The organism is Streptomyces sp. NPDC093598, assembly GCF_044764825.1.
GTDB lineage: Bacteria > Actinomycetota > Actinomycetes > Streptomycetales > Streptomycetaceae > Streptomyces.
This window is the reverse complement of record NZ_JBIWIV010000001.1, coordinates 1,306,329-1,314,980: the sequence shown is the minus strand read 5'-3', so window position 1 is coordinate 1,314,980 and position 8,652 is coordinate 1,306,329. Positions and strand designations below refer to the sequence as shown.

General features: G+C 69.9%; 8 protein-coding genes. 6 read left to right on the top strand and 2 right to left on the bottom strand.

Features of this window, described 5'->3' with window-relative positions:
- From ACIRDU_RS06070 to ACIRDU_RS06045, 6 genes are all read left to right on the top strand, one after another.
- The coding region (locus ACIRDU_RS06070; protein WP_403575177.1) for a transposase at positions 1 to 177 on the top strand (177 nt) is incomplete at its 5' end.
- Positions 178 to 336: 159 nt separating this feature from the next.
- On the top strand, positions 337 to 1,128 hold the full coding sequence (locus ACIRDU_RS06065; protein ID WP_403575054.1) for an LPXTG cell wall anchor domain-containing protein: 792 nt from the start codon (positions 337 to 339) through the stop codon (positions 1,126 to 1,128).
- Between the two features lie 108 nt (positions 1,129 to 1,236).
- A complete protein-coding gene (locus tag ACIRDU_RS06060) occupies positions 1,237 to 2,016 on the top strand; it encodes an HAD-IIA family hydrolase (RefSeq protein ID WP_403575052.1) in 780 nt (259 codons plus the stop codon).
- Positions 2,017 to 2,137: 121 nt separating this feature from the next.
- A complete protein-coding gene (locus ACIRDU_RS06055) occupies positions 2,138 to 2,773 on the top strand; it encodes a hypothetical protein (RefSeq protein ID WP_403575049.1) in 636 nt (211 codons plus the stop codon).
- 2 nt (positions 2,774 to 2,775) lie between these two features.
- Positions 2,776 to 3,459 carry a class F sortase gene (locus ACIRDU_RS06050; protein WP_403575047.1) on the top strand — a complete coding sequence of 228 codons (684 nt, stop codon included), beginning with the start codon at positions 2,776 to 2,778 and terminating at the stop codon, positions 3,457 to 3,459.
- Between the two features lie 124 nt (positions 3,460 to 3,583).
- Positions 3,584 to 4,615 carry a glycoside hydrolase family 6 protein gene (locus ACIRDU_RS06045; RefSeq protein ID WP_403575044.1) on the top strand — a complete coding sequence of 344 codons (1,032 nt, stop codon included), beginning with the start codon at positions 3,584 to 3,586 and terminating at the stop codon, positions 4,613 to 4,615.
- Positions 4,616 to 4,676: 61 nt separating this feature from the next.
- On the opposite strand, the gene ACIRDU_RS06040 is transcribed toward ACIRDU_RS06045, so the two are convergent.
- Positions 4,677 to 6,617, bottom strand: a complete 1,941-nt coding sequence (locus ACIRDU_RS06040) for a galactose oxidase-like domain-containing protein (protein WP_403575042.1) — start codon at positions 6,615 to 6,617, stop codon at positions 4,677 to 4,679.
- Positions 6,614 to 8,617, bottom strand: coding sequence for a glycosyltransferase family 2 protein (locus tag ACIRDU_RS06035; RefSeq protein WP_403575039.1), 2,004 nt, complete (start codon positions 8,615 to 8,617; stop codon positions 6,614 to 6,616). The genes ACIRDU_RS06040 and ACIRDU_RS06035 overlap by 4 nt, the downstream gene beginning before the upstream one ends.
- Between the last annotated feature and the right edge of the window lie 35 nt (positions 8,618 to 8,652).

Here is an 8,652-nt window from a genome sequence, read left to right as displayed (position 1 = left end):
CTGCGCGGTCAGGAGGAGGACAACGCCGAACACCGCCGGGTCCGTGCCCGCGTCGAGCACACCTTCGCCCGCATGAAGAACTGGAAGATCCTCCGAGACTGCCGGCAGAAAGGCGACGGCCTTCACCATGCTGTCCAAGCAGTCGCCACCATGCACAACCTCACCCTGACTGGGTGAAACAGCAGGTCAAGCACTACTCCGGCCTGCCCGAGCCCGACCTTATGCAACACCCTTTAGGGGGTGTGTCCGCCGACCGGGCGGATGTGCGCCGCCGTTCGGGGGTGGTTTCCTTCGGCATCGTCTCCCGGCCGCCGCCGCACGGAATGTCACATCATCATGCGACTCTGCACGCCCGCTCACCTCTGCCTGGCGGCGGCAGCGGCGGCTGCCGTCCTGCTTCCCGGTGCTCACCCGGCGCACGCGGACGCCCCGGCGCCCGCCTGTGCCGCGCCCGACGACCACACCTTCCCGCTCACCACCCGCATCCACGGCGGGCCGGACTCCTACACGGCCGGGGGCGGGTTCGGGACCTGGTACGTCGACCTGACCAACACGACCGACCGGACCTGCGCCGGGATCCACCCCGTCGTCGTGCTCGTCGACGACAAACGGGCCCTGGAGCCGTCCCAGCCGCGCCTCGAGTTCTTCGAAGGGGCGCGGGCCCACCCCGTGCGGTTCGAGAAGACCGGCGAGGACGAACTCGTCGGGGCGTTCGCCGACGAGGAGGACCGCTTCGCCGGGTTCACCGTGGGACCGGGCAGGACGGTCACCGTGAAGGTGCGGCTCACGCTCACCTCGGACGCCGTGCCCAACGACGTCACGGCCAACGCCGCGGTAGTGCAGCGGCGCGACGACGACGGAGACTGGGTCGGGCAGTCGAACGACTACCGGTTCGGAATCGACGTGGGTGAGGCGGGGACCGGCACCGACACCGGCACCGAGAACGACAGCGACACCGGTACCGAGTCCCGCCCCGACTCCGACGCCTCCGTCCCGCCCCGAGAGGACCGGTTCCCCTTCGCGGAGGAACTGGCCGGGACGGGAACCGGCACGCAGGTGGCCGCGGCCGCCGCGGCCCTGCTGCTCGCCGGGGGTGGTGCGCTGTTCGTCGCACGCCGTCGCCGCTGAGCAGGCCGTCCCGCCAGTCGGGACGCCGCACGCGGCCCATTCCGCAAGATCCCGCCACTGTTTAGGCTGGGTCGCACGCTGGACCGCGTACGGCAGGAGATCCCGCACATGGCAGACCGCAAGCCCATCGAGTCGTGGCTCACCGACATGGACGGTGTGCTCATCCACGAGGGCGTACCGATCCCCGGCGCCGACGCCTTCCTGAAGAAGCTGCGCGAGTCCGGGAAGCCCTTCCTGGTCCTCACCAACAACTCGATGTACACCCCGCGCGACCTGCACGCCCGGCTGCGCCGCATGGGCCTGGAAGTGCCGATCGAGAGCATCTGGACCTCGGCCCTGGCCACCGCCCAGTTCCTGGACGACCAGCGGCCGGGCGGCTCGGCGTACGCCATCGGCGAGGCCGGGCTGACCACCGCGCTGCACGACATCGGCTACATCCTGACCGACCACGAGCCGGACTACGTCGTCCTCGGCGAGACCCGCACGTACTCCTTCGAGGCCATGACGAAGGCGGTGCGGCTCATCCTCGGCGGCGCCCGGTTCATCTGCACCAACCCCGACGAGACGGGCCCCTCCACCGAGGGCCCGCTGCCCGCGACCGGCGCGGTGGCCGCGCTGATCACCCAGGCGACCGGCAAGAAGCCCTACTTCGCGGGCAAGCCCAACCCGCTGATGATGCGGACCGGGCTGAACGCCATCGGGGCGCACTCCGAGACCAGCGCGATGATCGGCGACCGGATGGACACCGACGTGCTGGCCGGCATGGAGGCCGGGATGCAGACGTTCCTGGTGCTCACCGGCCTGACCCGGCCCGAACAGGTCGAGGACTTCCCGTACCGGCCCTCCCGGGTCGTGGACTCGATCGCGGACCTCGTCGACCGGGTCTGAGCCCCGGGCGGCGGCACACGGGCGCTCAAACCCGCCGTCACCCGTACGGAGCAGCCGCCGCGTCCCTGAGGATGCGGCGGCCCACCGCGCGGGGGAGGCTCCAGGCATCTGGAGGTTCACGATGGGTTCCCTGAGAATCACTGTCTGTACGAGCGTCCTGGCTGCCGTCGCCCTCGCCCCGGCGGCGTACGCGGCCGACGCGGGGAACGTCTCGGTGACCCCGGCGGCCCCCGTTCCCGGCAGTGACGTCACGCTCCGCGTGACCGGCTGCGCGCAGCGAACGGCCGTGGCCGCCTCGGCGGCGTTCGTCGCGGACGCGCGGCTGACCGTCACCGGCGCACACGAACTCGCCGGCGAGAGCCGCGTCCGTTCCACGCTCGAGGCGGGTTCGTACGCCGTGCGGGTCACCTGCGGCGACATGCGACGGACCGGCACGCTCACCGTCCAGGACGGCGAGGGGCGCCGGCCCGGGGCTGTGCCCGGGGTCGGTGGGCAGCCGCCCGCGCCCGGCAAGGGCGGGCAGCCGTCCGCGCCCGGCGTCGACGGGCAGCCGCCCCTCTCTCACCCGCCCAGCGCACCGGCCTCGCCCGTCGCCCCCGTCCGGGCGGGCGGTGGCGGTGCCGCCGCGCTCGTCGCCGCCGAGGACCGCGGGGCCGGTCCCGGTACGGCGCAGGGGGTGACCGGACTGGCGCTCGCCGGGGTTGCCGCGATGGTCGTCGCGCTGCGCGGTGTCCGCCGGGGCCGTGGAACGGACTGACCATGCCGCAACAGGACCAGGATCAGGGACAGGGACGCTTCTCGGGCACCGGCCGGCTGCTGACCGGTGTGGCCTGGGTCGTGCTGCTGCTCGGGCTGTGGCTGTGGGGCCGTGAGGTCACCGAGACGCGGCACGGCATATCCGCCCCCACCACGGGCGACATGGCGGCGGCCGGACGGCCCCCGGACATCAAGCTGCCCCCCGCGCACCGTCCGCTGGGCGACGCGCTGCCCCAGCGGGTCGACATCCCCGGGCTGGGCGTGCAGGCCCCCGTGGTGGCACGTGGCCTCGACGAACACGGGGCCCTCGATCCGCCGCCGTACGACCAGCCGGGCGTGGTCGGCTGGTACGCCGGCGGGGTCGCGCCCGGGGCGCCCGGCACCGCGCTGATGGTCGGGCATGTCGACACCGACACCCGGCCCGCCGTCTTCTACAAGGTCAGTGCCATGCGGCCGGGCCAGACGATCCGGGTGATCCGGGCCGACGCCAAGGTCGCCGAGTTCACCGTCGAGTCCGTCCAGGTCCTCACCCGCGACCGCTTCGACGCCCACCAGGCCTACGGGCCCCGCGAGTCGGGGCGGGCCGAGCTGCGGCTGGTCACCTGCGGCGGCAGCTTCGACCCTACGACCCGCAGCTACACGGCGAACGTGGTCGTCTCGGCGTATCTGACGGGAACCGGCCTCTGAAGGCCCGACGCGAACGCGGCCGCCCGGGCGACTGCGTCATCCGCACAGGTCGGGTTCGCCTCGTGGGTGCCGCGGGACGTATGTCAGGATTGAGACTTGGAACGGTGCACCCAAGGGGGAGTGGATGTACGGCAGCAGGGGGGTCGGGGCGTTCGCCGGGAGGCGAATGTCCGCAGTGGTGCTGGGGGCGGCACTGCTGATCACGGGGTGTTCCTCCTCCGGCGGGGGAGACGGATCGGACGAAGGCGCCGACGCGGGGATCACCCAACAGCCCAAGGAAAAGGCCCCCTTCTGGGTCAATCCGGACGGGACGGCGGCCCAGCAGGTCGTCGCCCTGGAGAAGTCCGGCAAGAAGCAGGACGCCGAGCAGATCCGCAAGATCGCCGAGCAGCCGGTCGCCGAGTGGGTCGGCCCGGACGATCCGCAGGAGCAGACCCGGGGCTTCACCGAGGCCGCCGACAAGGCCGGCCGTACGGCCCTGCTCGTCCTCTACAACATCCCGCACCGCGACTGCGGCCAGTACTCGCAGGGCGGCGCCGCCGACGGCGACGCCTACCGGGAGTGGCTCGACGGCGTCGCCGCGGGCATCGGCGACCGGCCCGCCACGGTCATCCTGGAACCGGACGCGCTGCTCCACCTCGTCGACGGCTGCACCCCCGAGCAGTTCCACGAGGAGCGCTACGACCTCCTCAAGGGCGCCGTCACCCAGCTGAAATCCCTGAAGAACACGAAGGTCTACCTCGACGCGGGCAACGCCGGCTGGCAGAACCCCGACCAGATCTTCGAGCCCCTGAACCGCGCGGGCATCGCGGAGGCCGACGGCTTCTCGGTCAACGTCTCCAACTTTTACTCCACCGAGGACTCCATCGCCTACGGCAAGCAGCTCTCCGCCAAGGTCGGAGGCAAGCACTTCGTCATCGACACCAGCCGCAACGGCAAGGGCCCTTACACCGCCGGCGACCCCGACGAGCGCTGGTGCAACCCGCCCGGCCGCTCCCTGGGCGAGACCCCGACGACGAAGACGGCCGACCCGCTGGTGGACGCGTACCTGTGGGTGAAGCGGCCGGGCGAGTCGGACGGTGAGTGCAAGGGCGGGCCCAAGGCGGGCCAGTGGTGGGCGGACTACGCGCTGAAGCTGGCGAAGGCCACCGGCTGACGGACCGGCCGTACGAAAGGGGCGCCCTCCCAGCGGGAGAGCGCCCCTTGTCGGTCGGTTCTCAGGGCACCTTGACCCACTGCGCCTTGCTCGGCGTGCCCTCGGCGTCCGTCACGAACATCATGTACCAGCCCGCCTGGACCAGGTTCCGGTTCTCCGGCATGGTCACCGTGAGCTTGTCCCCCGACGCCTTGAAGTCCAGGGCGATCGACCGCTGGTCGACGTCCGTGACGTGCGTGGCGGCGCTCGGGCGGATCAGCCGGACCTTCTTGACCTGGGAGGCGTCCGACGAGGTGAACGTCCCCGTGCCGCCGCGCTCGATGGTCTGCGGTCCGCCCGACAGCGAGGGCCGGCCGCCGTCGCCGTACAGGTAGGGCGGCGTGTAGATCTCGATGCGCTGCTCGAACTCGCCCGGCTTGGTGTTGGCCTTGTCGGCGTAGAGCGAGTCGGAGCCGAAGAACATCACGCGGCCGTCGGGCAGCAGGATCGACCCGGAGTGGTAGTTGCGGCCCACGAGCGGGTCGGCGACCCGCTCGAGCTCGTTCTTCTCCGTGTCGTAGAGCCGCGCCTCGAAGATGTTGGAGTCGCCGCGGCCGCGGTAGTCCTCCGAGCCGCCGGAGATCAGCACGCTGTCGTCGGGCAGGACCGAGGCGTTCGGGTAGCGCGTGCCCTTGTCCAGGGACGGGCCGTCCACGAAGCTCGGGTTCGCCTTCTTCAGGTCGACGATCCGGGTCTTCTCGCTGGACTTCTCGGACTCGCCGACGCCACCGCCGCCGACCACCATGTACTTCTCGTCCTGCGCCGGCGGCAGCAGCACCGTGCCGGACGTCTCCATCAGCGTGGGGTCGCTCAGGCCCGGTATCTTCGAGAACTTGTTGGTGTCCACGTCCCACACGCCCGGCTCACGGCCCACGTTGTCCGGCCCGTAGCCCGCGTTGGAACCCGAGTAGAAGATCTTGCCGTTCTGCATGAGGAACAGCGCCGGGTAGGTCGGGAACTGCCGGACCTTGTCGGTGTAGGTCCACTTCTTGGTCTTCGGGTCGAACACCTCGTTCTTGCCCGGGACCAGCTGGCCGATGTCGTCGAGGCCGGAGACGCTGAGGATCTTCCCGTCGCTCAGGGTGGTGAGCGTCGGGTACCAGCGGGCCTCCTTCATCGGGTCGACCTTGATGTACTTCTCGGCGACCGGGTCGAACTCGAAGGCGTCCCGAATGCCCTGGAAGTCCTTCTTGTCGAGGGCGAGCTTCTGCGCGATGCCGTAGGTGTTCTTGGCGTCGGCACCCTTCAGGCCGTGCACGCGGTAGTTGTCCTGCGTGCCCGTCTCGAACTTCTTGCCCCGCTGCTGCGCCTCGACGTAGATCCGGCCGAGGCCGGGGTCGTTGCGCAGGAACCTGCCGGTCGCCTTGTCGAAGACCTTCTTGGCGCGCGGCACGAGCACCGGGTCCTTGGAGACGAAGGTCTTGCCGTTCTTCTTGCCGGTGAACCTGGTGCCCGCGGGCAGGGTGATCGGCTCGTCCGGGTTCTCGTTGTGGACGATCATCAGGCCGCCGGCCTTGGTGACGTCACCCTTGAGCTTCTCGTAGCGCTTGGTGCCGCCCGCGATCAGCAGATTGCCGTTGGCGAGCTGGGTGTGGCCGGTGCAGAACAGGTCGGCGGGCGTGGGGACCTTCTTGATGGTGCCCTTGACCGGGTCCCATATCCGGGTGTCGAACTTCTTCGCGTCGAAGTTGTCCTGGTCGTTGCCCGACCCCGCGACGAGCAGCACCTTGCCGGTGCGCAGCAGCGCCGCGTGGATGGTGTTCTGCCGGTACTCCTCGGGGAAGTCGATGATCTCCCACTTGCCGTTGGCGGCCTTGTACTCCGGCTTGTTGATTTTGTACTGGTGGTATTTCTCGGTGCTGAAGCGGTAGAGCCACGGCCCGTTCATCCCGGCCAGCGCGAGTACCACCGCCGTGCCGATAGCGAGTCGACGGGCCCGGCGGCGGCCTGCACGGTCGTTCATTCCTTACGTCCCCCAAGTCCACCAAGGGCGATCTGCATGGTCTGGTCGGATCCCCCGACCTCCCCGTGTGCGCCCGGGGTGGCGGCCCACGTGGGCTTCTGCTGCGGGGTGTGGCCCGACGGCTGCTGCGGGATCGGCAGCGGCGGCGTCCGGTGCGGCGGCCCCGCAGGGTCCTGCGGCTGTCCCGCGGCATGGGCGGCGGGCTTCTTCGCGTCCTGCCGCAGCTGCCAGCGCCAGGCGAACACCGGCGAGGCGGTGATCAGCAGCGCGAACGTCGCCCAGATGATCATCGCCGGGTGGGAGTGGCCGAAGACGAAGCCGGCCGCGATCGACCCACCGAAGATCGCGACGAAGTACCAGTGGTAGCGGAACGTGCCGAACCAGCGGTCCGGGCTCGCCGAGTCGCCCTTGGGCGTGACCACGAACTTGCTCTTGCGCCGCAGCACGGAGTCGATCAGCGCCTTCGCGTACAGCGGCGCCGACAGCGCGGACATCACCATGCCGGCCACACCGCCGGAGCCCTCCGGCTCGTGCGGCGAGACGTTGTGCCGGCGGTTCCAGACGTACAGACCGATCTGCAGCGCGGAGGCGTTGCCGTAGAGCATCAGCCAGACCGCCGGGTCGATGTTCACACCCGAGGCGCCCAGGCCCAGGAACAGGCAGCAGCTCAGCGCCGCCAGGATCCAGTTGAGGGCCGACATCGGGTAGAAGATGATCATCATCGTGTAGTTGAAGAGCTTGCTCGGCGGCAGCGAGTACCAGCCCTTCCAGTACTGACCGATGATCGTCTCGTACGTCCCTCGCGACCAGCGCATCTGCTGGGTGAAGAAGTCCGTCCAGGCGCTGGGGCCCTCACCGACCGCGAGCACGTCCGGCGTGTACACCGAGCGCCACTTCTTCCCCGTCGCCGGGTTCTTGTGGCGGTGCATCTCGAAGCCGGTCGCCATGTCCTCGGTGATCGAGTCGTACAGACCGCCGATCTGCTTCAGCGCCTTGATGCGCACGGCGTTGGAGGTGCCGACGAACATCGGGGAGCCGTAGCGGTTGCCCGCGCGCTGGATCAGCGCGTGGAAGAGGAACTGCTGCGACTCGGCGGCCTTGGTGATGGGGTTGTCGTAGTTGCCGTAGACCTGCGGGCCGATGACGAAGCCGACGTCCGGGTCGCGGAAGAAGCCGAGCATCCGCTCCAGGTAGTTGGGCAGCGGGATGTGGTCGGTGTCGACCGAGGCGAAGAAGTCGTAGTTGTCGCCGTGCGCCTCGAGCCAGGCGTTGTAGTTGCCGTGCTTGGTCTTGGCGCGGTGCGGGCCCTTGGCCTGGTTCCACTTCGCGACGCCCTTGCGGGAGAAGTGGTGCACACCGAGGCGCTCGCACACCGCCTTCACGTCGGGGTCGTCGCCCTCGTCGAGCAGCCACACGTGCATCAGGCCCCGGTGGCGGATCTTGACCGCCGCCTCCAGGGTCTTCGTCACCATCTCCAGCGGCTCCTTGCCGGGCACGAAGGAGGTGAGGAAGGCCACTCTGGTTCCGGTCTCGGGCACCACCGGGATCGGGTCGCGGGCCACCAGCGTGGCGTGCGCGTTCGACAGCACGTTCATGCAGCGGAAGAACTCGATCAGGCCGATCGAGACGAGCATCACCATGTCGAGCGCGGGCAGCCAGTCGAAGGCCGGGTAGTCGCGCTCGGTCCAGTGCTCGGGCTGGAGCAGCCAGAACAGCAGCACCAGGGACAGCACCGGGGCCGCGGCCAGCATCAGGGCGACCCGGATGCGGTGCGGCTCCTGCGAGATCAGCGAGCGGTACTGCACCTTGTACGGCTTGCTCGGATCCGGCTGGGTGAGGGGACCCGCGAGCCGGCTGTAGTGCTCGTAGTCGTACCTCGGCAAGGTCTTCTTGATCCGCCGGAACGTCCCCGTGGTGCTCATCCGGTGCGACGGCACCCTGAGCTGGGTGGTCTGGGACGGGTCGTGGTCCTGCCGGGCACCCGTGGGCCTCGACGTCATGAGTCATCCCCCCACACGCGGACAGCCGCGTGTTT

Coding starts and splice junctions, on each gene's coding strand:
- ACIRDU_RS06035 (WP_403575039.1), bottom strand. CDS start 8,617: ATGACGTCGAGGCCCACGGGTGCCCGGCAGGACCACGACCCGTCCCAG.
- ACIRDU_RS06065 (WP_403575054.1), top strand. CDS start 337: ATGCGACTCTGCACGCCCGCTCACCTCTGCCTGGCGGCGGCAGCGGCG.
- ACIRDU_RS06040 (WP_403575042.1), bottom strand. CDS start 6,617: ATGAACGACCGTGCAGGCCGCCGCCGGGCCCGTCGACTCGCTATCGGC.
- ACIRDU_RS06050 (WP_403575047.1), top strand. CDS start 2,776: ATGCCGCAACAGGACCAGGATCAGGGACAGGGACGCTTCTCGGGCACC.
- ACIRDU_RS06055 (WP_403575049.1), top strand. CDS start 2,138: ATGGGTTCCCTGAGAATCACTGTCTGTACGAGCGTCCTGGCTGCCGTC.
- ACIRDU_RS06045 (WP_403575044.1), top strand. CDS start 3,584: ATGTACGGCAGCAGGGGGGTCGGGGCGTTCGCCGGGAGGCGAATGTCC.
- ACIRDU_RS06060 (WP_403575052.1), top strand. CDS start 1,237: ATGGCAGACCGCAAGCCCATCGAGTCGTGGCTCACCGACATGGACGGT.